At 73.3% G+C, this 22,573-nt stretch carries 15 protein-coding genes, 1 other RNA gene and 2 pseudogenes; 7 read left to right on the top strand and 11 right to left on the bottom strand.

Going from position 1 to position 22,573, the window contains the following annotated elements:
* Positions 1–42 precede the first annotated feature (42 nt).
* Positions 43–442: RNase P RNA component class A (gene rnpB / locus LUM46_RS09770), an RNA gene on the bottom strand.
* 56 nt (positions 443–498) lie between these two features.
* Positions 499–882: a tautomerase family protein gene (locus tag LUM46_RS09765; protein WP_274993643.1), complete on the bottom strand. Its 384-nt coding sequence runs from the start codon at positions 880–882 to the stop codon at positions 499–501.
* A gap of 50 nt (positions 883–932) precedes the next feature.
* Between LUM46_RS09765 and LUM46_RS09760 the strand changes: the two genes are divergently transcribed.
* Together LUM46_RS09760 and LUM46_RS09755 are read left to right on the top strand one after the other, a co-directional pair.
* Positions 933–1,760 (top strand): YaaA family protein, encoded by an 828-nt coding sequence (locus LUM46_RS09760; protein WP_274993642.1) that lies wholly within the window; start codon positions 933–935, stop codon positions 1,758–1,760.
* A gap of 55 nt (positions 1,761–1,815) precedes the next feature.
* Positions 1,816–3,102 (top strand): annotated as a pseudogene (locus tag LUM46_RS09755) (MFS transporter); the annotation flags it as partial.
* 6 nt (positions 3,103–3,108) lie between these two features.
* Here LUM46_RS09755 and LUM46_RS09750 read toward each other — a convergent pair.
* From LUM46_RS09750 to LUM46_RS09740, 3 genes are all read right to left on the bottom strand, one after another.
* Positions 3,109–3,861: a histidine phosphatase family protein gene (locus LUM46_RS09750; RefSeq protein ID WP_274993641.1), complete on the bottom strand. Its 753-nt coding sequence runs from the start codon at positions 3,859–3,861 to the stop codon at positions 3,109–3,111.
* Complete coding sequence (locus tag LUM46_RS09745) at positions 3,858–4,616, bottom strand: zinc ribbon domain-containing protein (protein ID WP_274993640.1); 759 nt, start codon at positions 4,614–4,616, stop codon at positions 3,858–3,860. Before LUM46_RS09745 ends, LUM46_RS09750 begins: the two co-directional genes overlap by 4 nt.
* Positions 4,617–4,745: 129 nt before the next feature.
* The gene (locus tag LUM46_RS09740) at positions 4,746–5,690 is read right to left on the bottom strand and encodes a Nif3-like dinuclear metal center hexameric protein (protein ID WP_274993639.1); all 945 of its coding nucleotides are present in this window, start codon (positions 5,688–5,690) and stop codon (positions 4,746–4,748) included.
* 134 nt (positions 5,691–5,824) lie between these two features.
* Between LUM46_RS09740 and LUM46_RS09735 the strand changes: the two genes are divergently transcribed.
* The 3 genes and pseudogenes from LUM46_RS09735 (at position 5,825) to mtnN (ending at position 8,958) form a co-directional block, all read left to right on the top strand.
* Positions 5,825–7,648, top strand: a complete 1,824-nt coding sequence (locus LUM46_RS09735; RefSeq protein WP_274993638.1) for a SulP family inorganic anion transporter — start codon at positions 5,825–5,827, stop codon at positions 7,646–7,648.
* A 30-nt stretch (positions 7,649–7,678) separates the two neighbouring features.
* Positions 7,679–8,128 (top strand): annotated as a pseudogene (locus LUM46_RS09730) (S-ribosylhomocysteine lyase); the annotation flags it as partial.
* Between the two features lie 92 nt (positions 8,129–8,220).
* Positions 8,221–8,958 (top strand): 5'-methylthioadenosine/S-adenosylhomocysteine nucleosidase, encoded by a 738-nt coding sequence (mtnN, locus tag LUM46_RS09725; protein WP_274993637.1) that lies wholly within the window; start codon positions 8,221–8,223, stop codon positions 8,956–8,958.
* Positions 8,959–8,970: 12 nt separating this feature from the next.
* On the opposite strand, the gene LUM46_RS09720 is transcribed toward mtnN, so the two are convergent.
* A complete protein-coding gene (locus LUM46_RS09720) occupies positions 8,971–9,942 on the bottom strand; it encodes a LysR family transcriptional regulator (RefSeq protein WP_274993636.1) in 972 nt (323 codons plus the stop codon).
* A 139-nt stretch (positions 9,943–10,081) separates the two neighbouring features.
* Between LUM46_RS09720 and LUM46_RS09715 the strand changes: the two genes are divergently transcribed.
* Positions 10,082–11,392 carry an aspartate aminotransferase family protein gene (locus tag LUM46_RS09715; RefSeq protein WP_274993635.1) on the top strand — a complete coding sequence of 437 codons (1,311 nt, stop codon included), beginning with the start codon at positions 10,082–10,084 and terminating at the stop codon, positions 11,390–11,392.
* An 18-nt stretch (positions 11,393–11,410) separates the two neighbouring features.
* Here LUM46_RS09715 and LUM46_RS09710 read toward each other — a convergent pair whose 3' ends face one another.
* Complete coding sequence (locus LUM46_RS09710; RefSeq protein WP_274993634.1) at positions 11,411–13,318, bottom strand: bifunctional 3'-5' exonuclease/DNA polymerase; 1,908 nt, start codon at positions 13,316–13,318, stop codon at positions 11,411–11,413.
* A gap of 215 nt (positions 13,319–13,533) precedes the next feature.
* On the opposite strand from LUM46_RS09710, the gene LUM46_RS09705 reads away from it, so the two are divergent.
* Positions 13,534–15,231, top strand: coding sequence for an HNH endonuclease signature motif containing protein (locus tag LUM46_RS09705; RefSeq protein ID WP_274993633.1), 1,698 nt, complete (start codon positions 13,534–13,536; stop codon positions 15,229–15,231).
* A 6-nt stretch (positions 15,232–15,237) separates the two neighbouring features.
* On the opposite strand, the gene LUM46_RS09700 is transcribed toward LUM46_RS09705, so the two are convergent.
* Genes LUM46_RS09700 through LUM46_RS09685 form a run of 4 tightly spaced genes read right to left on the bottom strand, consistent with a single transcriptional unit; the run spans position 15,238 to position 22,491 of the window.
* Positions 15,238–17,292 carry a hypothetical protein gene (locus LUM46_RS09700; protein WP_274993632.1) on the bottom strand — a complete coding sequence of 685 codons (2,055 nt, stop codon included), beginning with the start codon at positions 17,290–17,292 and terminating at the stop codon, positions 15,238–15,240.
* Complete coding sequence (locus LUM46_RS09695; protein ID WP_274993631.1) at positions 17,289–18,458, bottom strand: VWA domain-containing protein; 1,170 nt, start codon at positions 18,456–18,458, stop codon at positions 17,289–17,291. The genes LUM46_RS09700 and LUM46_RS09695 overlap by 4 nt, the downstream gene beginning before the upstream one ends.
* Entirely contained in the window at positions 18,455–21,352 is a 2,898-nt protein-coding gene (locus tag LUM46_RS09690; protein WP_274993630.1) for a DUF5682 family protein, read from the bottom strand. Before LUM46_RS09690 ends, LUM46_RS09695 begins: the two co-directional genes overlap by 4 nt.
* Positions 21,349–22,491 carry an ATP-binding protein gene (locus LUM46_RS09685; RefSeq protein ID WP_274993629.1) on the bottom strand — a complete coding sequence of 381 codons (1,143 nt, stop codon included), beginning with the start codon at positions 22,489–22,491 and terminating at the stop codon, positions 21,349–21,351. The genes LUM46_RS09690 and LUM46_RS09685 overlap by 4 nt, the downstream gene beginning before the upstream one ends.
* Positions 22,492–22,573 lie beyond the last annotated feature (82 nt).

Here is a 22,573-nt window from a genome sequence, read left to right as displayed (position 1 = left end):
CCAGCACCTACTGACACGCCGAGCAGGTCAGAGCGTTAAAAGCGGACGAGCCGGTCTGTACGCCGGGTTCTGTTCCCACGCCGGGTTACCCCCGCGCGGGCGACGGCCATCCATCTAGGCCCTGCGTTGCCGCAGGGCTCGAGCGGTCTACCCGACTGTGCTTCTCGTGAAGAGAATCGGGCGGGCAGCCCTCAAACACAGTCTGTCTGACCTTGCTCCAGGTGGGGTTTACCTAGCCGCTACCGTCACCGGCAGCGCTGGTGGTCTCTTACACCACCGTTTCACCCTTACCCCCGACCGTGAGACCGAGGGCGGTCTGTTTTCTGTGGCACTGTCCCGCGGGTCACCCCGGGTGGCTGTTAACCACCACCTTGCCCTGTGGAGCCCGGACGTTCCTCGGCGGGCGCCCGAAGGTGCCCGACGCGACCGTCCGACCGACTCGTCCGCAGGTAGAAGCGTACCGCCAAGTATTCGGACCGCTTGTCAGACCTCGACGTGTCAGACCTCGACGCGATAGCTCAGCGTCAGCTCGTCCCCGGACATCCCCCGGATCCCCCAGTTCTCCCTCGGGCTCTCCAGGATCACGATCTCCAGGTCGTCCACGGGCAGGCCGAGGCGCGGTGCGACGTCGTCGTACAGCGCCGCGATCAGCGCGCGCTTGGCCTCCCGGCTGCGGCCGGTGAAGCAGACGATCTCCACGACGAGGTAGGCGTCCGAGCGCGGGGCGACCAGGTCGCCGTCGTCCAGGAGAAGGAAGCGGTGGAAGCGCTTGTCCGCCGGGAGCTGCCAGGTGCGCACGAGCGCCTCGTGCAGCGCGTCGGAGATCTCCGCACGCCGTTCGCCCCATACCGACCGGTTTCCGTACACCTTGACCTGGACCATGGACGGCCACCCTAGTCAGCACCGCCGGGCCGCCACCTTAGGCTGAGCGGGTGATGTTGCTCCTCCCGCCCTCCGAGGGCAAGACCCCCGCGCCCGAGGGCGCGGCCCCTCTCGACCTGAACGCCCTGGTGCACCCGGAGCTCACGGCGCGGCGCGAGCAGGTCCTCGCGCACCTCGCGCGGGTCAGTGCGCGGCCGGACGCGACCGCTGTCCTCGGCGTCAGCGACGGGCTCGCCGACGAGGTGGCGCGCAACACAGCGCTCCGCGAGGCGCCGTCGGGCCGTGCGGCCCAGGTCTACACGGGAGTCCTGTACGCGGCGGCCGGCCTGGCCACGCTGCCCGACGCCGCCGCGCGGCGCGCCCAGGCGAGCGTCCTCACCTTCTCGGGACTGTGGGGCGTCGTCGCACCCGGTGACCGCATCCCCGCCTACCGCCTCAGCATGGGCGTGACCCTGCCCGACGTCGGACGCCTCGCCGCGTTCTGGAAGCCCGCACTCGCGGAGGTGCTCGACGCACGGGCCGCGGGCGACGTCGTCGTGGACTGCCGGTCCGCGACCTACGTCGCCGCCTGGAAGCCGCGGACGACGGGCGCCGGGGCCGCCGAGTGGGTGGAGGTGCGCGTGCTCCGCGAGACCGACGGCAGGCGAACGGTGGTCTCGCACAACGCGAAGCACACGCGCGGTGTGCTGACCGGGCACCTCCTGCGCCGCGAGCCCGAGGCCCGGACCAGCGAGGACGTGCTCAAGGCCGCTCAGGAGCTGGTGGGTTCGGTGGTCCTCACCGAGATCGGCTCGGGCAAGGACCAGACCCTCATCGAGGCGAACCTGCTGGACGGGAAGCCGCGCGGTCCGCGGACGCTGGAGCTCGTCCTCGCCTGACACGCCCCCTCGAAGGAGGGAGCCGGCCCCAAACCCTGGCGCCCGCGCCCACCGACCGGTTGGATGGCCGGTCATGAGGACAAGCAGCCTGACGGGCGCCCGCATCGCAGTGGCCGCGGCGTTCTTCGCGCAAGGCTTCGTCTTCATCAGCCTCACCACCCGGTTGCCCCGGTTCCTGGAGCGCTGGGGTCTCGACGAGGTGACCCTGTCCCTGCTGCTGCTCATGATGGTGCTGCTCGCCGGCGTCGGGTCGCTGGTCGCCGAGCGTGCCGCCCGGCGCTTCGGCAGCGCCGCCACGCTCCGCCTCGGACTCGCGCTCATGGTCGCGGCCGTCCCGGCCCTGACGCTGGCCCCCGCCATCGGCTTCTTCGTGGGCGGCGTGGCGGTCTACGGCGTGGCGCTCGGCCTGGTCGACGCCACCACCAACATGCAGGCCGTCGACCTGGAGCACCGGTACGGCCGGCCCATCCTGCCGTCGTCGCACGGCTACTGGACCACCGGTGGCATCAGCGCCGCCGTCGTCGTGCTCGCGACCGGCCACCTCTCCCCCGCCGTCGGCGCGTTCGTCGTGCTGGTTCCCCTCGTGGTCGCGTTCGCGCCGTTCCTGCCGCACGCCGCGCCCACGCCGGTCCGCGCACCCGGCGTGCCCACGGCCGGCATCGCGATGGGCCCGACGGCGACACCCGCGGACGCTGCCGCTCCGGCCGGGGCGCCGGTCCCGTGGCGGCCGATCTGGCTGGTCGGCACCGGGCTGGTCGTGTTCTACATGGTCGACACCACCGCTGCGACCTGGGGTCCCGTCTACCTGGCCCGGTCGTTCGACGCTCCCAGCAACCTGGTGGCGCTCGCGACGTTCCCCTATCTCGTCACGTCGATCGTGGTGCGCCTCGCGGGGGGCCACCTCGTGACCCGCTTCGGCGTGGCGGCGGTGCTCCGGGTCGGCGCCGTCCTGGCCAGCGGGGCACTGGCGCTGGTCGCGCTCGCGCCGACCTGGCAGGTGGCGGTGGCCGGCTTCACGGTCCTCGGCGCGGCGGTCGCCCTGGTGGCGCCGCTCAGCTTCTCGGCGGCGGGACGCATCGCCGCGGGCACGGCAGGGACCTCGAGCGATCCGCTGGTCGGCAGCGCGGAGGCGGTCGGAGTCGAGCCCGACCGCGGCCGCACCGACGCCGTGATCGCGCGCTTCAACCAGTTCAACTACGTGGGCGCGCTGCTCGGCGCCGTGCTCACAGGGCTGGTCGGGGCGGACAACCTGCGGCTCGGGTTCGCCCTGCCCGCCGTCCTCGTGCTGGCGCTGGTGCCGCTCGCGCCGGCCTTCGCCCGCGGGACGCTCAGCCGTCGGTAGAGCGGCTCAGCCGTCGGTCGGGACCCCGACCGCCGTCACCTCGGTCGTGCCGTCCTCCCACAGACGCACCACCGACAGCGACGCGGGCGGTACCCGCAGCCGCGCCCAGTGCGAGGCGGGCGCCCCCAGCGCCTGCCCGACGGCGGTACGGATCTGCACCGCGTGGCCCACGGCCACCACCGTGCGGTCGACGCCGCCGGCCAGCAGGTCGGTCAGGCCGTCCCAGACCCGGGCGCCGAGCTGCGTGTACGACTCGCCGCCCGGCGGCACGAAGGTTCCCGTGGCGTGCCACTGGGCCAGCTCACCGGGCCAGCCCTGCTCGATCTCCGCCGCGGTGAGCCCGTCCCACTCGCCCAGCCGGCACTCGGCGAAGCGAGGCTCGTTCGCGACGTGCAGCCCGAGACGTCGTCCGACGGCGACCGCCGTCTCCTGGGTGCGCACCATCGGCGACGCGACGAGCACCGTCGGGCGGGGCAGGTCGGGCCAGAGGCCGCCGCTGCGCATGCCGCCGGTGGAACCCGCTCCGGTGCGGGCCGCGCGCCCGATGCGGAACGCGGCATCGGCAGCCTGCGCCGCCTGCAGCCGACCGCGCGCCGTCAGCGACGGACCGGGGCCGTCCGAACCGGAGTGGCCCCCTGCTTCCGTCAGGGGTGTCGCCCCGTGCCGGACGAGCACCACGGTGAGCGGGAGGGCGCCGTCGGACCGGGTGGTCACGGCCGACAGGCGCCGGTGCGTGTCGAACCCTGGCGCCTCGCTCATCCGGCGGCAGCGCCGGTCTTCGCGCCGGCGACCCGCACGAGGATCCGGCCGCACTCCTCGCAGCGCACCACCGCGTCCGGCGCCGCACTCCTGATCGTCGCCAGGTCGGCCGGCGGGAGGTCCATCCGACAGCCCTCGCAGCGGTTTCCGTTGAGCACGGCCGCGCCGGTGCCACCGAGCTGCGCCCGGATCTTCTCGTAGAGCTTGACGAGGGCGGTGTCGAGCCCGTCGACGGCCTTGGCCCGCTCGCCCGCGATCTCCTGGACCTGCGCGTCGATCTCGGCCCAGCCGGCGTCGCGCTCGGCCTCGACCTTCGCCTTCTCGGCCGCGAGCTCGTCGTTGGCGGCCTCGACCTTGGTCAGCGTGTCCTCGTGCGCCTCGAGCCGCTCCATGACGTCGAGCTCGATCTCCTCGAGCGCGGCCTGGCGGGTGGCGAGGGAGCCGATCTCGTCGGTGAGCGCGACGGCGTCCTTGGCACTGACCCCACCCGACTCGAGCCGCTTCTGGTCACGATCGGCGCGGTTCCGCACCTGCTCGACGTCCGACTCCGCCTTGGTGAGCTCGCGCCTCAGGTCGGCCACCCGGGTACGCGACTCGACGAGCGAGGCACGCAGGTCAGCGATCCGGGCGTCGAGCTCGGTCAGCCTCGTGAGCGCGGGAAGGTTCTTGCGCTGGTGGGCGAGCTGCTGGACACGCGTGTCGAGCGCCTGGACGTCCAGCAGCCTGCGCTGGTCCTCGGGTGGTGCAGTAGCCACGGGGGCGTCCTCTCGGTCAGGTTCTGGGGGCTGTCCAACGCTACCTCGCGCCTGCCCGCACGGAATCCACACCGGCATCCACACCGGCATCCGCTCCGGCATCCACTCCGGGACCCACTCGGGGCGTGCTCAGCGGGACGGGACCTGCCCCGTCCAGGGGTCGGTCACGAGCTCGCTGACGCGGGCCTCCACCGCCAGGCCGTCGGCCGCGAGCGCCGCGGCGAGGTCCTCGACGGCGTAGCGCAGCCAGGGCCACTCGCTCGCGTAGTGGGCGGTGTCGACGAGGAACGGGGTGCCCGAGCGTCCGGGCCCACCGGCGGCGCGGGCCTCGAACTCGGCCCGTTCGCGCAGCTCGGAGGCGGGGTGGTGGCGCAGGTCGGAGGTGACGTAGACGTCGGCGGCAGCCGCACGGACGGCGTCGAAGTAGCCGTCGCCGGAGCCGCCGAGGACGGCGGCGGTGGTCACCGTGGCGTCGGGGTCGCCGGAGTAGCGGATGCCCTGTGCGGTCGCGGGCAGTGCCGCGGCGACGCGGCGGGCGAAGTCGGCGAGCGTGGTGGGTTCGGCGAGGCGCCCGACGCGGCCGATGCCGCGGTCGGTGCCGTAGTCGGCGCCCTGGCCGTGGCCGTCCGTCTCGCCGGCGGCGCTCACCTCGAGGGGCCGCCGGTCGGTGATGCCGACGAGGTCGGCGAGGGCGTCGGCCACGCCGCGCGGGGCGGCGTCGGCGTTGGTGTGCGCGACGTGCAGGGCGCACCCGCCGGTCAGCAGCCGGTGCACGACCGAGCCCTTGAAGGTGGTGGCGGCCACGGAGCTGACTCCGCGGAGGAACAGCGGGTGGTGCGTGACCAGCAGGTCGGCGCCCCAGTCCAGGGCCTGATCGACGACGGCGGTCACGGGGTCCACCGCGAACAGCACCGTGCGCACCGGAGCGGCCGGGTCGCCGGCCACCAGTCCGACGGCGTCCCAGCCCTCCGCGGTCGACGGCGGGTAGAGGCCGTCGAGGGCGTGGACGACCTGCGCCAGGGTGGGGGTCGCGCTGCTGGACGGGTCGGGTGCGGGGACGTCGCTGCTGCTCACGCATCGCAGCGTAGTACGCGGTGCCTGATCTGCTCTTTCACCGAGCGAAGGGTGAATGACCTTGCTACGGTCCTTCACTTGTGGGGGACACCGTCGAGCACCGCTTCGGCGGGCCTATGACCAAGCGCGCCAGGATGATCGCTTCCTTCCGTGAGCGCGTCGACATACGAGATCTTGTGCCGTCCCGGGCCGACTACGACCTCCGGCCCCGCACCCTTCGCTCGGACCTCCTGGCGGGCATCACCGTGGGCGTCGTGGCCCTGCCGCTCGCGCTGGCGTTCGGGGTCAGCTCCGGTGTCGGACCGGCGGCGGGGCTCGTGACCGCGGTGGTCGCCGGCATCGTCGCCGCGGTGTTCGGGGGCTCGCACGTGCAGGTCAGCGGGCCGACCGGCGCCATGGCGGTGGTGCTGGCACCGATCGTGGCGCAGCACGGTGTGGGCTCGGTGGCGCTCGTGACGCTGCTGGGCGGCGCCATCGTGCTGGTCTGCGGACTCCTCCGGCTGGGCCGTGTGGTCACCTACGTCCCCTGGCCCGTGGTCGAGGGCTTCACCCTCGGCATCGCGGCGATCATCTTTCTGCAGCAGGTGCCCGCGGCTTTCGGCATCGCCGCAGACACGGGGCACAACACCCTGGTCACGGCCGTACGGTCGGTCGGGGCTGCACTCTGGCCGTCGGGGGCGATCGTCGACGGGAGCGTGGTCGACGGCGTCGTGCACGGCAGCGGGACGCCGCTCTGGGTCTGGACGCTGGCCGTGGTGGCCGTCGTCGCCGCGGTGATGCTCGTGCTGCCGCGCGTGGCGAGCGCCCTTCCGGCGTCGCTCGTCGCCGTCGCCCTGGTGACCGTGCTCGCCGAGGTGCTGGACGCGCCGGTGCCCCGCATCGGCGAGCTGCCCAGCTCGCTCGCCTTCCCCGTCCTGCCCGACGCGACGCCGGACGCCGTTCGCGACCTCGTCGGCGCGGCCGTCGCGATCGCGGCGCTGGCCGCCATCGAGTCGCTGCTGTCCGCGCGGGTCGCGGCCGGCATGGTCGCGGGCCGTCCCGGCGGGCGTGCGGGCGGGCGGGCCGGCGGCCCGGCCGACGGTCCGGTGCCCGACTCGGGGCCGTACCACCCCGACCGGGAGCTCGTGGGGCAAGGGCTCGCGTCGCTGGCGAGCGGCGTGTTCGGCGGCATCCCCGCGACGGGTGCCATCGCGCGCACCGCGGTGAACGTGCGCTCGGGAGCTCGCACGCGCCTGTCCGCCGTCGTGCACGCGCTGGTGATCCTCGCCGTGATCTACCTGGCTACGGGGCCGGTGGGGCGCATCCCCCTCGCCGCGCTGGCGGGCGTGCTCATGGTGACGTCGTTCCGCATGATCGGCGCCTCGACCATCCGCTCGGTGCTCACCTCCACGCGGCCCGACGCGCTCACGTTCGTGGTCACCGCCGTCATCACCGTGGCGTTCGACCTCATCGACGCCGTCCAGATCGGTCTGCTCATCGCGGCGTTCTTCGCGCTCCGGGCCGTGGCAGGGGCGACGTCGGTGCACCGTGAGCCGCTGCCCGGCGTCGCGCACGAGGGCGACGAGCGGATCGCGCTGTTCCGGCTGGACGGCGCGATGTTCTTCGGGGCGTCCGACCGGATCCTCGGCGAGGTCACCGCGCTGACGGACGCCGGGTCCGGCGGTGTTCCCGACAGCAGGCGCGACGACCTGCACGAGCCCGTCGAGGTCGTGATCCTGCGCCTCTCCCACGTGCAGCTCGTCGACGCGACCGGGGCGCGCGCTCTCGCGGACCTGGTGCAGGAGCTCGAGCGGCGTGGCGTCATGGTGCTGGTCAAGGGCATCCAGCCGAAGCACCGCAGGCTCCTGGAAGCCGTGGGACTGCACCGCGTGCTGCGGCACGAGAGCCACCTGTTCGCCGACCTGCCGGCGGCGGTCGAGCACGCCCGTTCGCACGTCCGGCAGGCGCAGACGGCATAGGCTCGTCCCGTGACCGAGTCAGCCCCCCGCATGAACGTAGAGTCCTTCAACCTGGACCACCGCGCCGTCGCCGCACCGTACGTGCGCCTCGCCGACCGCAAGCAGCTCGCGGGCGGGAGCGTGATCGTCAAGTACGACGTGCGGTTCACGCAGCCCAACGTCGCGCACCTGGAGATGCCGACGGTGCACTCCCTGGAGCACCTGTTCGCCGAGCACTCGCGCAACCACTCCGACGCCGTCCTGGACTTCTCCCCCATGGGCTGCCAGACCGGCTTCTACCTGATGCTGCAGGGCGATCCCACCTACGAGGACGTGCTCGGTCTCGTCGAGGCGACCATGCGCGACATCGTCAGCGCGACCGAGGTGCCCGCCGCGAACGAGGTGCAGTGCGGCTGGGGCGCGAACCACACGCTGGCCGGCGCCCAGGAGGCCGCCTCCGTGTTCCTGTCGGCGCGCGGTGTCTGGTCGCAGGTGTTCGCGGACGATGCCCACGATGAGGCGTCGGCGAGCGACGCGGCAGCCCGGGACGCCGCCGCCCGTGCGGCCGCGGCCCGCGACGCAGCCGCCGACCGGTGAGCACCGGGACGCCCGCCGCGGTCGTGCTCGTCGCGATGGACGACGAGGCCGCGCCGTTCCTCGATATGGCGTCCGAGGTGGGCGAGCCGGAGCACGTGGGCCGTGCCGCACACCGCCACATCACGCTCGCCGGCCGGCCGGTCGTGCTGGTGCGCACCGGGATCGGCTTCGTCAACGCGACGGCCGCCGGTGCGAGCGCGATCCTCCGCCACGGCGCGGACGTGCCGCTGATCAGCGCGGGCAGCGCCGGCGGGCTCGCCAAGGACATCGCCGTGGGCGACGTCGTGCTGGGCGTCCGCCTCGTGAACGCCGACGCCGACGCTCGCGCCTTCGGGTACGTGCTCGGCCAGGTCCCCGGCATGCCCGAGGCGTACGACGCCGCCCCGGGACTCGCCGACGCCGTCCGGCGGGCCGCAGCGGCTGTCGAAGCGCTCGAGGTCGTGGGCCCGGAGGTCCGGACGCTGCGCGAGGGCACCATCGGCTCCGGCGAGAAGTTCGCCACCACCGACCTGGCGCTGCAACTGCGTGCCGACTTCCCCGACATGCTCGCCATCGACATGGAGTCGGCGGCGCTCGCGCAGCTGTGCCACAACTTCGGCACCGCCTTCGTGTCGGTGCGGGCCGTCTCCGACCTGTGCGCGCCCGACGACACCGAGTTCCTCACGCACGTGGACGACGCGGCGCTGCGCTCGGCGCAGGTCGTCACGGCGGCGATCGGGCTGCTGGACGACTGACCCGCGCGGCCCCTATCCGGCTGCTGCCCGTCGGGCGGTTGGTTCGGTGGGTGTCGCGAGTGCCTCTGCCGTGGGTGCCTGCCGGGCTGGTTCCTGTGCTGCGCAGGTGCGCAGCTGCTCGACCGCGCACGCGACGAGGGCGGCCCGGCGCCGGTCCTGACGGGCGTGGGCGATGATGCGACGCGACACCGCGGGCCGCACCAGGGGCCGGGCGACGACCCCTTCGACGAGCTCCGGGACCGCGAGCCGCGGCAGGACCGCGACACCGACGCCCGCCGCGACCAGCCGAAGCGCCGCGCGATGGTCGTCGAGCCGCGCGGCATAGCGCGGAGCGAAGCCGGCGGCGCTGCACGCGCTCAGCACGATGCGCCCGATCGGGCTGTCGTAGATGTCGTGGTCGACCCAGGGCTCGTCCGCGAGGTCCCCGAGACCGACCTCGTCGCCGCCCGCCAGCGGGTGCGCGGCCGGGAGCACTGCCACGAGCTCCTCGACCAGGAGCTCATGACGACGGTAGCCGTCGAGCTCCAGCTCGACCCCGCCCGCCGGCTCGGTACGGATGTCGAGGTCCGGCCGACGCCGTCCGCGACCGTCGACCGGTTCGTTGAGGCTGATCTCGACGGTCAGGTTCGGCTGGAGCCGGCGCACGGCGAGCGCGACCGCCGGCATCCACTGCTCGGCCGCCGAGGCGAAGCAGGCGATGGCGAGGTGCTGCCCCTGACCGCCTCGGAGATCCGCCACCACGCGTTCGAGACGGCCGAAGTCGGCCAGGAGCGACTGCGCCTGGTCCGCCAGGTCTCGCGCGGCGTCCGTCGCGACGATGCCCCGACCCTGCTTCTCGAACAGGACCAGCCCGGTCTCCCGCGCCAGTGCGGCCATGTGCTGGCTGATCGTCGCGGACGAGTAGCCAAGATTGCGGGCCGCCCGGTTGATCGATCCGGCGGCCAGCACCGCGCGCAGGATCTCGAGTCGCCGTGGGTTGAGCACGGCACCGACCGTATGGCGTCGACTCGACCGGCGTCGACGGTTCGGCGGTAGCGAACGGTCGACCGCATTTGTCTGCTTGTCCTGGCACTTCTGTGCGGTCGAGGATGGCGGTGCACATCCCGCTCGCGAGAGGACGACCATGGACACGACGTTCTGGAACGATGCCGACCGCCTGCTGATCCGGTACGGGCCGACGTTCACACCGCGGGTCATCGAGCGCGCCTCCGGCGCCTATGTCTTCGATCGCCAGGGCACGCCGATCCTCGACTTCACCTCGGGGCAGATGAGCTCGATCCTCGGCCACTCGCACCCGGATGTCGTCTCGACGGTCTCGTCGTCGATCGCGTCGCTGGACCACCTCTTCAGCGGCATGCTCAGCACGCCGGTGCTGGAGCTGGCCGACCGGCTCACCGCCACCCTGCCGGAGCCGCTGAGCAAGGTCATGCTGCTGAGCACCGGAGCGGAGTCGAACGAGGCCGCGATCAAGATGGCCAAGCTCTTCACGGGCCGCTACGAGATCGTCTCGTTCGACCGTTCCTGGCACGGCATGACCCAGGGGGCGGCGTCTGCCACGTTCTCCGCCGGACGACGCGGTTACGGGCCGCCGACACCGGGAAACCTCGCTCTGCCCTCACCCAACGCCTACCGGTCCCCTTTCCGGACCGCCGACGGGTCGTACGACTGGGAGGCCGAGCTGGCGTACGGCTTCGCGCTGGTCGACCAACAGTCCGCCGGCAGTCTTGCCGCCTGTGTCGTCGAGCCGATCCTGTCCTCGGGCGGGATCATCGAGCTCCCGCCGGGCTACCTGCGCCGCCTCAAGGAGATGTGCGAGGAGCGCGAGATGCTGCTCGTCCTCGACGAGGCGCAGACCGGCCTCGGCCGCACCGGCGACATGTACGCGTTCGAGCGGGACGGCGTCGTCCCGGACGTCCTGACCCTGTCGAAGACCCTGGGGGCCGGGCTGCCGGTGGCCGCCGTGGTCACGTCGCCCGGGGTCGAGCAGGTCTGCCACGACCGCGGGTTCCTCTTCTACACGACACACGTGTCCGACCCGCTGGCGGCGGCGGTCGGACTGACCGTTCTCGACGTGATCGAGCGGGATCATCTCGTCGAGCGGGCGGCGCGGCTGGGCAAGCAGCTCACCGAGCGGTTGCTGGCGCTCCGTGAGCGGTACGACATGGTCGGCGACGTGCGCGGCCGCGGCCTGCTCCAGGGTCTCGAGCTGGTACAGGACAAGCAGAGCAAGGCACCGGCTGACGCGCTGGGCAATGCCGTCACCTCGGCCTGCCTGGACCGCGGGCTGCACATGAACATCGTCCAGCTGCCGGGCATGGGCGGTATCTTCCGCATCGCACCACCCCTCACCATCAGCGAGGACGACCTCCACAGCGGGGTGGACATCCTGGAGGCGTCTCTCAGGGCGGTGCTCGACCGGTCGGCGGCCGCCTGAGGTCACGGCCCTGCCGGCTCAGCCCTTCGCGTCCGCGTAGCTCTCCGTCACGGCGACGCTGAGCGGGAAGTCCACCGGGAAGTCGCCGAACAACAACCGTCCGGCCTCGTCGGCGGCGGCCCGCACCTCTTGCTCCACGACGTCGGCGAGCGCCGCCGGTGCGTGCACCACCACCTCGTCGTGAAGAAAGAACACCAGGTGCGGGCGACTGTCGAAGGGCGAGGGCGCCAGCCCTGACGGGGCGTCGGCGGCGATCTCGCCCAGTGCCCAGAGCCGACGGCGGATGGACGCGATCCAGCACAGCGCCCACTCCGCGGCGGTGCCCTGGACGACGAAGTTCCGGGTGAACCGGCCCCAGGAGCGGGTCTGGCTGCGGGCACGTGACTGGACGTCGGCCCCGGCGTCCTCGTCGAACGCAGAGCCCTGGACCGCGGACCAGGAGTCGCCCGGCAGCGGGGAGCTGCGGCCCAGGCGCGTGGTGACCTTCTCGCCGCGCTCACCGGCCCGCGCTGCGCGCTCGACCAGGTCGATGGCCTGCGGGAACGCGCGGGCGAGTCGCGGCAGCACCTGCGCACTGACCCCCGTGGTGCCCCCGTACATCGCCCCGAGCATGCCGACCTTCGCGTGCTCTCGGGAGTCGACGGCGCCGGTCGCGACGATCCCGGCGTACATGTCCGTGTTCGCACCGTCCTTGCTGCGGCCTGCCGCCGCCATGCGCTCGTCGCGGGCCAGGGCGGCCAGCACGCGCGGCTCGAGCTGAGCGGCATCGGCGACGACGAAGGTCCAGCCCGGATCCGCGGTCACGGCCCGCCGGACGTTGTGGGGCAGCTGCAAAGCCCCGCCCCCCGTGCTGGCCCAGCGGCCGGTCACCACCCCGCCGACGACGTACTCCATGCGGAACCGGCCGTCCGGTGCCCAGGTGTCGAGCCAGTTCCAGCCGTTCGCGGTGTACAGGCGGTACAGGCCCTTGTACTCCAGGAGCGGGGCGATCACCGGGTGATCGAGTTTCTCCAGCTCCCACTTGCGCAGGCTCCGGGCGCCCACGCCCGCGTACTCCATGGCGCGCAGCAGGTCGGGGTGGGAGTCCGGGTTGAGCGTCGGCGGGGCGTCGATGGCTTCCCGGATCCGGTTCGCGAGCGCTTCGAGCTTCGCCGGCCGGGCGCCTGGCCGCGGTCGTGGGCCGAGCGCCTCGGTGAGGATCTCGTCATGGATGTCCCCGCGCCACGGCAGCCCTGCGTGATGCATCTCGGCAGCCGCGAGCGCCCCGGCGGACTCTGCGGCGAGCAGGAGCCGGAGGCGGCCGGGATCGGTGCTGTCCTTGATCGCGAGCAGCTGCGCGGCGAGCTCTGCGGCGGGGTCGAGCCCGTCGCCGAGCTTGCCGCCTGAGCGACTGCCTGGGTCGAGGCGTGCGTCGTGACTGCGGGGTCCGTCGGAGTCGTGCCGCTCGTCCGGCTCCCCTGTGCTGCTCGGTCCCGGGTGCCGGCGGCTTCCTGCCGCCCGGCCCGAGCGTGCCGGCGCGGCGATCTCCCCGAGCTCGAAGAGCGGCTCGGAGCCGGGGTGGCGGTCGGGGCGGGTCATCGCGGCCGCCGTCGGGCCGCCCGGGGGTGGGACGGGTGCGAGGCGGTCCCATGCGGTGGGGCCTGCCTCAGCGAGCGCGGTGCGTGCCGACAGCACCGAGGCGCGCAGGACCGCGTGCGCCAGGCGCAGGTCGTGCGCACGGTCCGTACGGACGCCGTCGGCAAGGAGGGCGGGGTACCAGTTGTTGGTGTCGTCCCAGGTCCAGCGGACCTGGGACGCCTCAGCGGCGGCGACCTCGCGGGCCAGGTCGGCCGCGTCGACGACGCGCGTCTCGCGGGCGGGCGCGCCCGAGTCGGAGACCGGCCGTAGGCCGATACCCGAACGTTCCCGCGAGATCACCGTGTGCATGGGCTCAGTCTGCCGTGACCCTCTGACACTCGGCGGCCGGCAGGACGGCCGGCGGGGGTCCTGTGCAGCCGGGCTGCTCGGTGATGGATCTCCGTGCGTGCCGCGGCTGGTGAAGAGTTATCCACAGATTTCAAAGTCACCTCGCAATAGGTACGTCTGTTCGATACGTTCGTCGGGTCGGTGGCACGAGGCGAGGCACGAGGGGGATGAGCGGGATGGTGCTGGCACAGCCGAGCGGAAGTGAGTCGTCGAGCACGCGCTCGTTCGAGGAGATCGTGGCGGACATCCAGACGCTGACCCGCGAGCTGATCGACACCGCCGGACCGGCAGCGCTGGACGGTACGGGTCTGGGTGGCGCGTCGGGCCTCGGTTCGCGCCTCACCGCGGTGTCGCCCATGCTGCGCACGGTGTGCTCACAGCTGGACGTGGTCCGGATGACCTGGTTGTACCGCATCGAGGCCGACGGGATGTGGGCCCTCGACGGTTCGCGCACGTTTCGGGCCTGGCTTGCTCGTCGTGAGAAGGTCACGCTGCGCACCGCGGGTAGGGAGGTCCTCACTGCCGAGCGGCTGCTCGAGCACCTGCCGGCCACGCTCGCGGCGGCCCTCGGCGGACGGCTCGGCATGGACCAGGTGCGCAGCATGGTCGACGTCGGCCCGACCTCGGACGAGCGACGCAGGGCACTCGTCACGCCCGTGGACGCGACGCCGGACGGGCCAGTCGCATCGACCGCTGACACGACGGACGGCGACGGCAGCACACCGGGCGACGGCCCTGCACCAGGCGATGGCCCCGTACCAAGCGATGGTGGCGGCTCCTGCGAGGACGCGGTCGACCGACCCACCGACGGAACGGCGCCCGGCCCCACGGGTGAGGAGCTCCTGCTGGACCTGGCCGACCAGCACGGACCCCTGGTCTTCCGCCGGTTCGTGGACCGGTTCGCACGCGTCGCCGACCCCGCGTCGGACGAACGCGGCTACAAGCGGGCCGCCGAGCGTGAGCACCTCGACGTCGCCAAGACCTTCGGTGGATATCACGTCGACGGTTTCCTGACCGACGAGCACGGAGAGGCACTGCGTGCTGCCATGGACTCGGTCATGGGGGCACCGACACCCGGTGACGACCGCTCCCCTACCCAGCGCCGCGCCCAAGCGCTTGCCGACCTCGCCCGGGCGGTGCTCGACAGCGGGAGCACCGGGTCAGGCGCCGCTGTGCGACCGCACGTGACCGTGACCGTCTCCTGGACCGAGCTCACTCGTCTGACCGACCGTTCCGGCGCTCCCCCGAACCACAGGCGTGGCGGCCGCGGGTCGAACGGCCAGGACGTCCGCGACGGCACCTGCGGCACCGGAATCCGGTGCGACAGCGGCGGCGACCGGGACGGCGACTACGAGCACGAGCACGAGCACCGGGACGGTCTGTTCGACCCGCCGACCACGCTGACCGACGTCACAGCGGCGCCTGCTCGGTTCGGCATCTCCGCATCGCTGGTGCCGACCGCGGCGCTCCGGCGTCTGCTCTGCGACTCAGCGGTGACGCGTGTGGTCTTCGGGCCGGACGGGCAGGTGCTGGATGTCGGCCGTTCGCAGCGCACGGTCACCGGGCAGATGCGCCGCGCCGTGATCGCGCGTGACAAGCATTGCGTCTACCCCGACTGCACCCAGCCGCCGACACGCTGTGAGGTGCACCATGCGGAACGTCATTGGGCCGACGGCGGGGAGACGAGCGTCCGAAACTCAGCCCTGCTCTGCTACCACCACCACGACCTGGTCGACACCACCGGCATCACCATGCGCTGGACCGGGAATCCGGAGGGCAGCCGGCACTCGGGCTGGACGATGATCGACCGGCACGGTCACGAGATCGGTCCGGTGGGCGCGCTGCCGGATCATGCCACGAGGCGCGCGGCATGATCCGGGTCAGCCCGCGACGTCCACCACCGCGCGGGCCCTCCCCACGACGAAGGCCGCCTGCAGCACGGTCGACGGGTTCAACTGACCGTCCAGCAGCCCGTCGGCCGTCCGCTCCAGCGTCACGAGCCCGAGGTCCCGGGCGAGGCCGCGTGCCTGCTCGACGTCGGACCGCTGCCGCGCCGTGAGCGCCGGTCGGCCCGTCGCGCCGACGGCCACGAGGACGTCGCCGAGCAGCAGCGTCACGCGACGCACCGGCGACGGCGGGGCGACCGGCGATCCGACAGCCTTCGCCGACGCCGCCTGCGCCTTCAGCCTGCGGATCCGTCGGCGCCAGAAGTCCCAATAGCTGCCCTCGAGAGTCCAGGCAGGCGTGACCGTGGGACTGATCAGCCGGATCGTGTGCTTGTCGCGCACGAATAGGCCCACCGGCTCGTCCCGGTCCTCGCGGCGCTCGATCGTGACCGCCACCAGCTTCGCCCTGACGGACAACAGCGTCTCGATCGCCTGCTCGCTCGTCGCGGGCAACCGCAACGCGCGCGACTCCCCGTCCGAGGTGACGACGGCCAGCGTCAGCTCCTGGCGGACCTCGTCGATCCCCACCTCGCCGACGTCGCGAACCAGCACGAGCCGCACGTTCACCGGACGGCGCCCGAACCCGACGACGTCGCGCGGCGCCACACCATCCCCCGTACGCTCGGCGATCAGCCGGAGCTCGTCGAGGTCGAACCCGCCCCCGTCAGCCCCGCCCCCGTCGAGCTCACCCGCGTCGGCCCCGCCCTCGTGCAGCCGACGGACCACCGGTGTCCCACCCGCGCCGAGGCTGCCGTCGGGCTTGATACGCACAGCGGTGAGCCGGAGGGGGCCCTCGCACAGGTTGCTCAGGGACCTGCCCCACAGCAGCGGGCTGGTCCAGCTGCGCAGGAACCTCGGGTCAGTGCCGGACGAACGACCGGTCACCACCTGCCGCACCTGCCCGGCCTTCGTTCCGGCGGCTGCGTCTGCCGCGTCTGCCGCGTCTGCCGCGTCGGTCTCGGCGTCCCAGCCCAGGTAGGCCAGTCCGCGCGATCCGCTCGGGGAGGTCCACCACCGAGCGCCGAGCGGCACCCACCGCGCGACCTCCCGCTCCTCGTCGGCGTTCCCGGCGCGGCTCACACTGCCCGCGCCGCCCGCGCGTCCGGTGCTACCCGCGCCGCCCGTGATACCGGCCTTTCCCGAGACCGGGTCTGGTAGTCGCCCAGCCCCGGGGTCGGCTGCCTCGCCCGGGTCCAGGGCGCGCCGCAGCACCTCGCACATGGCCCAGACCTCGGCGAACGCGTCGAGCAGCTCGGACTCGGTGACGGCGTCGTCCCGCCCGGCGAGGCCGGCAACCAATCCCGCCGCCACCCGCAGCAGCCCGTCGAGCCGGACGACGCCGACCTGGTCTCCGGCGACGTGCTCGAGACCCGCCAGCCGTACCCGGCCGGCCAGCGCACGCAGCGGCTCGGCGTCGGCGGGGCCGAGGTGCGACAAGCCGCCCGACATGAGGCGCCCGACGAGGTCACGCACCTCCGCGAGTGCCACTCGGCGACGCCGCAGCACCGCCGCCGACGGGCGTGCCGTCGTCGCGCGGGCGACGGTCGCAGTGGCATCCCCGGCCGCACTGGGCGGCCCGGCTACGCCCGGCGACACAGCCTCACCAGGAGACACAACCGCACCGGGAGTCACGGCCGCGCTGGGCGACCTGGGCACCGACTGCGCGACGACGGTCGCGGCGTCCTCCTGCGGCGCATCGGGCGCCACCTCCGCCGCCCACAGGCAGGCGGTCAGGACATGCTGGCACACGCCCGCCGTCGGGCAGTCGCAGGTGATGGCCGCCGGACCGCGGCCGTCCACCCGGACCGATGCCCCAGCGATCTCGAGCACCGCGCTCTTCGGATCGTGGGACACCTCCGTCACGCCGCCCTCGCGGGCATGATCCTTGCGGGCGCGCCGCAGCAGCCCGCCGTTGCCGAGCGCCTTGAGCGCGTCGTCGTCCAGGCCTGCGTACGGGATGGCCCAGGCGAAGGCTCTCCGGTCGCTCATGAGAGCACCTCTCCCAGCCACTCGGCGAACCGTTCGGGCGTGAGCGCCGCGACCTCCATGCCGCACTCGGCGAGGTGCCTGGCGGTGCCCTGGTCGTAGACCGGCTCCGCTGCCTCGTCCAGGGCTGCGAGCCCGAGCATGGTCACGCCGGAGGACGCCATCCGCCGCACCGTGGCCAGCAGGTGGGAGACCGAGCCGCCCTCGTAGAAGTCGCTGACGAGCGCCACCACGGTCCGTGACGGGTTGCGCACCTGCTGCTCCGCATGGCGCATCGCTCGCGCGATGTCCGTGCCGCCGCCGAGCTGGGCGGTCATGAGCACCGTCACCGGGTCGTCGGCGAGGTGCGACATGTCCACCACCGAGGTGTCGAACAGGTAGAGCTGCACGTTGATACCGGGCAGGCCCGACAGGATTCCCGCACACACCGCGGAGTACAGCAGCGAGGCGGCCATCGACCCCGACTGGTCGACGACCAGGATGACGTCCCAGGTCAGCGCGCGCCTCGTCCGAGCGGAGAAGCGCACGTCCTGCACGGTCATGCGTCCGTCGGCGTCGACCCGGCCCAGGTTGGCGCGCAGCGTCCGCTTCCAGTCGAAGTTCCGCGCGACCCGGTGCATCGACCGGCGCGAGCGGTCGATCCGGCCGTTGACCGCTGTCGTGAACCGGGTGCGCAGGCGTTTCACGATGTCCTCGACGACCCGCTGGATCACGCGTCGCAGGCCGGCCGCGGCACGGTCGTTCAGGGCGCCTCGCACCTGCATCATCGCGACGGCCAGCTCGCGTGAAGGTTCGAGGGCCTCGACCGCGGCGTCGTCCTGCAGCAGGTCGGTGAGGCCGTACCGGCTGACGGCGTCGACCTGCATGCGCTCGAACGTCTCGCGCGGGAACAGGCCGCCCGCCTCGTCGAGCCAGCGGAGCGCCGTCACGTCCACGCCGTGCGGCTGGGACCCGCCGAGGCCGGCCCCCTGCTCGACCCGGTGTCCGCGCGCCGTGTACTCGCGGTCGTACAGGTAGCGCAGGGACCGCTCCAGCCCGTCGTCCTGCGGCCCCACCGACAGCTGGTCGGCCGCATAGCGGCCCAGCACCAGCCGCCAGCGGCGCGCGGCCTCGTCGTCGGAGACGGAGCCGGATGCGGATGCGGATGCGGATGCGGACACAGTGCTCATGCTTCTCCTCGTGTCGTAACGGCCCCGGCACCGGCAGCCCAGTGGGCCAGCCCGTCGCGCCGGAGCACCGCCGCTAGCTCGTGGTCCAGAGCCAGGCCTTTCGCCAGGTCGTCCTCGGACAGCGCGACCCGCACGTCCACCTGCTCCACGCGAGCACCGGTCCGCTCGGCCACCCGCTTCGCCAGCCGGTGCGTCTCGGTGGGGCGCAGCCACGTGAACGCCCGGCGCAGGTCCGGCAGCACGGCCAGGAACGCGTCGCCGTCGAGCACGCGCAGGGCGTCGTCGACGGCGTCGAACATCTCCGGCGTGTGCAGGATCAGGTCCGGGGCGGCGCGCATCACACCGCCCAGGAACCGCACCGCCGTGGCCGGGTCCGCACCCGCGGCCAGCGCGCCGCGCACCCGGGTGATCAGCACGTCGTCGGACACCTCGCCGTCCGTGAAGCCGAGCGCGAGCAGAGCGCCCGCCACGGCGGGCGCGGTGCCGTCCTCGTCGCGCAGGCGCGCGAGCTCACGCACGACGGCGGCGCGGGCGGCCGTGCCGACACCGTCCTCGTCCCGTTCGGGCCCGGGAACGCCGCGAGCCTCGCCGTCTGCCCACGCTCCGCTCACCGCCGACGCGTTGCCCGCAGCCGTCGCATCGCCCGCAGCTGACGTGCCACCCGCAGCCGCCGCGTCCCGCAGCAGGGCACGCAGGCCGACGAGCGTACCGACGGCCGCGTCCTCGTCCTCGGCTCGCACCTTGCCCAGGTCGCTGACCAGGTAGGCAGCGGTGGCGAGCGCCTGGCTCACCAGGTCGAGCAGCTCGCCCGCCTGCTCCTCGGCGCCGAGCTCCACCCGGGCCTGCCACAGCCCGAGCAGCTGCCGCGCGCCCGAGACCACGGAGTCCAGGTCGCGGTCGGTGTCCAGGGTGCTGCGCAGCAGGGCGACGATCCGGGGCAGGTGAGCGCCCATACCGATCACCAGCGTCTGGGCCACGAGCCGAGCGGCGACGGCGACCGACGCGGTACTCGCAGCTGTGCCCGCCAGCCGTGCCTCCGCGGCGTGGAGCCGCGCGACGGCGACCGCGTCGAGCGTCGCGCCGAGATGCACCATCTCCACCAGGCGCGCCTCGACGAGCGGCGTCCAGCAGTACTGCCACTCCTCGGTGATCAGCCCGAGACCACGGCCCGCGACGTGGTCCGGTCCCGAGACCAGCTGCCCGAAGCCCGCACCGACGAAGTCGAGCAGCGCCAGCACCTGCCGCTTCGCCCGATGGGACGCCGTGCGCCGGGCGTCCAGGCGGGCGGTGCGCGGCACCGAGTCGTCGATGGCGAGCCGCACCGCCCGGACCCGCTCCCGGACGTCGCGCACGAGCGGTGGTGACGCGCTGCCGGGCGGCACGTCGCCGAGCGACCGCCCGCCGAACACCTCGGCGACGGCCAGTCCCAGCGGCCGCTCGGGCTCGCCCGGCCCGCCGACCCCGCCGTCGTCCTGCACGTAGCAGGACCGCACGGCGTCCAGCAGGTCGGTACGACACGGAAAGGCACGCTCGCGCAGCTCGGCGAGCCGCACCGCGGACTCCGCCGCGGAGCTGACCTGCGGCAGGCTCACCGCGTGGCCCCGCTCGGCGGCGCCGCGCGCGATGTCGACGAGCACCTCCGTCACCAGGGCGCGAGCGCCCACGGGACCGTCCTCGTCCGACGACGGCGTGGACCCCAGCTCCCGGAGATGCGCCGCGTGCAGCCGCTCGTAGTAGCCGGGCGAGGGCATGCCCGCGCCGTAGCCACGCAGCCCGTCGAGCCGCTCGTGGTCGTTGCGGACCAGCCAGGCCTCGCCCTGCGCCACCGGGCCGTAACCACCCTCGGGCTGCCGATCACGGATCGGCGCGCCCTCCGGCGCACCGATCAGCGCCTCGACCAGCGCGAGCGTGTGGAACGCGCCGGTCACCACGAGCACCGGCCGGATGTCGTCCGCGCTGCCACCCACGCCTCCGTCGACGTCCCCCTCAGCCAGGCGAGCGACCGTCTCGGTGATCCGGGCCGCCATCCGCGCCTCACGGTCCAACGACCCCTCGCCGGCGAGCACACCCTCCTCGTAGTCGAGACGCGCGAGCGCCGACCAGGCGAAGACGTCGTCGAACACCGTGCGCCAATCGGTCAGCTCGGCGCTCGCCCGTGCCTCGAACAGCTGGTCCCAGACCTCGTCGTGGTCGCGGCAGCCGAGCCGCCGCGCGAGCGCGGCAACGGCTTCCGAGTGCGCCAGGTACCGCTCGGACATGAGGGTCCGCGCGAACGGGTCGGGCGGCGCGGTGCCACTCCTGCCGACGCCGTCCGGTGCGCCGACGCCGCCAGGTGCGTCGACGCCATCCGGTGCACGGGTGCTGTCCGGAACGCCGCTCCCGCCGTCACCCGCGGACGCCGCGCGCTCCTCGACCGACCGCTCTCCGAAGGACCGGTCGATGAACACGAGCTCCGCGCCGACGTCGTGCCCCGCGCGGAGCGCTACCCACTCCGGGGAGAAGGACGCGAGCGGATAGAAGCCGGCACCCTCTCCGCCGTCGCGGTCGCCGGTGTCGTCGTGCCGGGTACGTGCCCGGGCGCCGTCCCGAGTGCTGGAGGCGGCGCCGGGGCCACCGAGGCTGAGGACCGCGACGGGTGGTCGCGTCGCCTCGTGCAGCAGGTCGGGGATGAGCCGGGTGAACTCCTCCGGTCCTTCGATGAGCACCACCGCCGGGCGCAGCTCCTCGATCGCCGTACGCACCGCGACCGCGCACGCGGGGCTGTGGTGGCGCACGGGCGCGAAGTGGATGCCGCGCTCGGCCCGCAGCCGGCGAACCGCGTCGGCGGAAGCACGCAGGCGTTCGGGTGCGCGCTCCCACACCGCGTCCACGCCCCGGGCCGCCCCGCCCCTCACCGCCACAGCGGCTCTGCTGCCGTGAAGAACGCCTTCCAGCGCGCGTCGGCGCGGGCTCGCTCGCGCACGACGTTGTCGACGTAGTGCCGCAGCCGGCGCGCGTCCTCCTCCTCGCCCTTGAGCGCCACACCCGCGATCTGTCGCGCGACCTCCGCGGCGGTCACCGTGCCGTCGCCGAGGTAGCGGGCCTCCAGGGACGCGGCGACCGCGACGTTGACCGCCTCGGCCGTGGACATGACCGTCTCGGGCCGCTTCACGGGCGCCCCCTCGCGCGTGCTGCCCGTCCGGAGGTCCTGGAACACGGTGACGAGCACCTCGAGCACGTCGAGCGGGACCTCGGGCCGGTCGCCACCCCAACCGAACGCGGGCCCCAGCTCTGCCTCCAGCTGACGCTGCACCAGCTCGATCTCGAACGCGCGGTCGCGCACCGGGGCCACGGTCTCGAAGCTGAACCGGCGCTTGAGCGCGGCTGACATCTCGTGCACGCCGCGGTCCTTCAGGTTCGCGGTCGCGATCACGGTGAAGCCGGGCCGGGCCGCCACCCGGGCGTCCGGCCCGAGCTCCGGGACCATGAGCTGCTTCTCCGACAGGATCGACACGAGCGTGTCCTGGATCTCCGGTGCGCAGCGCGTGATCTCCTCGAAGCGCACGACCTGGCCCTCGCGCATCCCCGTGCAGACCGGGGAGGGGACGAGCGACCGCTCGCTCGGGCCCTCGGACACCAGGAGCGCGTAGTTCCACGAGTACCGCACGTGGTCCTCCGTGGTCCCGGCCGTGCCCTGGACCGTCAGGGTCGACGAGCCGGAGACCGCCGCGGACAACAGCTCGGACAACATCGACTTGGCCGTTCCGGGCTCGCCCACGAGCATCAGGCCCTGCCTGCCCATCAGGGAGACGACGGCGCGGTCGACCAGCGGGTCGTCTCCGTAGAACTTGCGCGTCACGCCGAGCTCCGGGGAGCCGATGATGAACGCCCGCACGGCCCGTGGGCTCAGTCGCCAGCCCGGCGGGCGCTCGTGCCCGCGCTCCGTGTCCCAGGCGTCGAGCGTCGCCAGCTCGGCGGCGTAGCGGATCTCGGCCGGCGGGCGGATCTCGACGCCGGGTTCGGTGGTGCCAGTGGTGGTGCCTGTGATGGTCATGACGTCCTTCGGTACTCACGTTCGGGCGGTGCCGTCGCGCGGACGACGGCACTACGGATGACGGTGCTGCAGACGGCGGTGC

It is taken from the genome of Promicromonospora iranensis (assembly GCF_028994805.1).
Taxonomy (GTDB): domain Bacteria; phylum Actinomycetota; class Actinomycetes; order Actinomycetales; family Cellulomonadaceae; genus Promicromonospora; species Promicromonospora iranensis.
Note: the sequence above shows the minus strand (reverse complement) of the source record. Positions and strands in the feature narration are given on the sequence as shown.

Excerpts from the sequence above, each read along its gene's own strand:
- LUM46_RS09735 (WP_274993638.1), top strand. The coding sequence starts at position 5,825 with ATGATCGCTTCCTTCCGTGAGCGCGTCGACATACGAGATCTTGTGCCG.
- LUM46_RS09715 (WP_274993635.1), top strand. The coding sequence starts at position 10,082 with ATGGACACGACGTTCTGGAACGATGCCGACCGCCTGCTGATCCGGTAC.
- LUM46_RS09705 (WP_274993633.1), top strand. The coding sequence starts at position 13,534 with ATGGTGCTGGCACAGCCGAGCGGAAGTGAGTCGTCGAGCACGCGCTCG.
- LUM46_RS09695 (WP_274993631.1), bottom strand. The coding sequence starts at position 18,458 with ATGAGCACTGTGTCCGCATCCGCATCCGCATCCGCATCCGGCTCCGTC.
- LUM46_RS09765 (WP_274993643.1), bottom strand. The coding sequence starts at position 882 with ATGGTCCAGGTCAAGGTGTACGGAAACCGGTCGGTATGGGGCGAACGG.
- LUM46_RS09750 (WP_274993641.1), bottom strand. The coding sequence starts at position 3,861 with ATGAGCGAGGCGCCAGGGTTCGACACGCACCGGCGCCTGTCGGCCGTG.
- LUM46_RS09710 (WP_274993634.1), bottom strand. The coding sequence starts at position 13,318 with ATGCACACGGTGATCTCGCGGGAACGTTCGGGTATCGGCCTACGGCCG.
- LUM46_RS09700 (WP_274993632.1), bottom strand. The coding sequence starts at position 17,292 with ATGAGCGACCGGAGAGCCTTCGCCTGGGCCATCCCGTACGCAGGCCTG.
- LUM46_RS09685 (WP_274993629.1), bottom strand. The coding sequence starts at position 22,491 with ATGACCATCACAGGCACCACCACTGGCACCACCGAACCCGGCGTCGAG.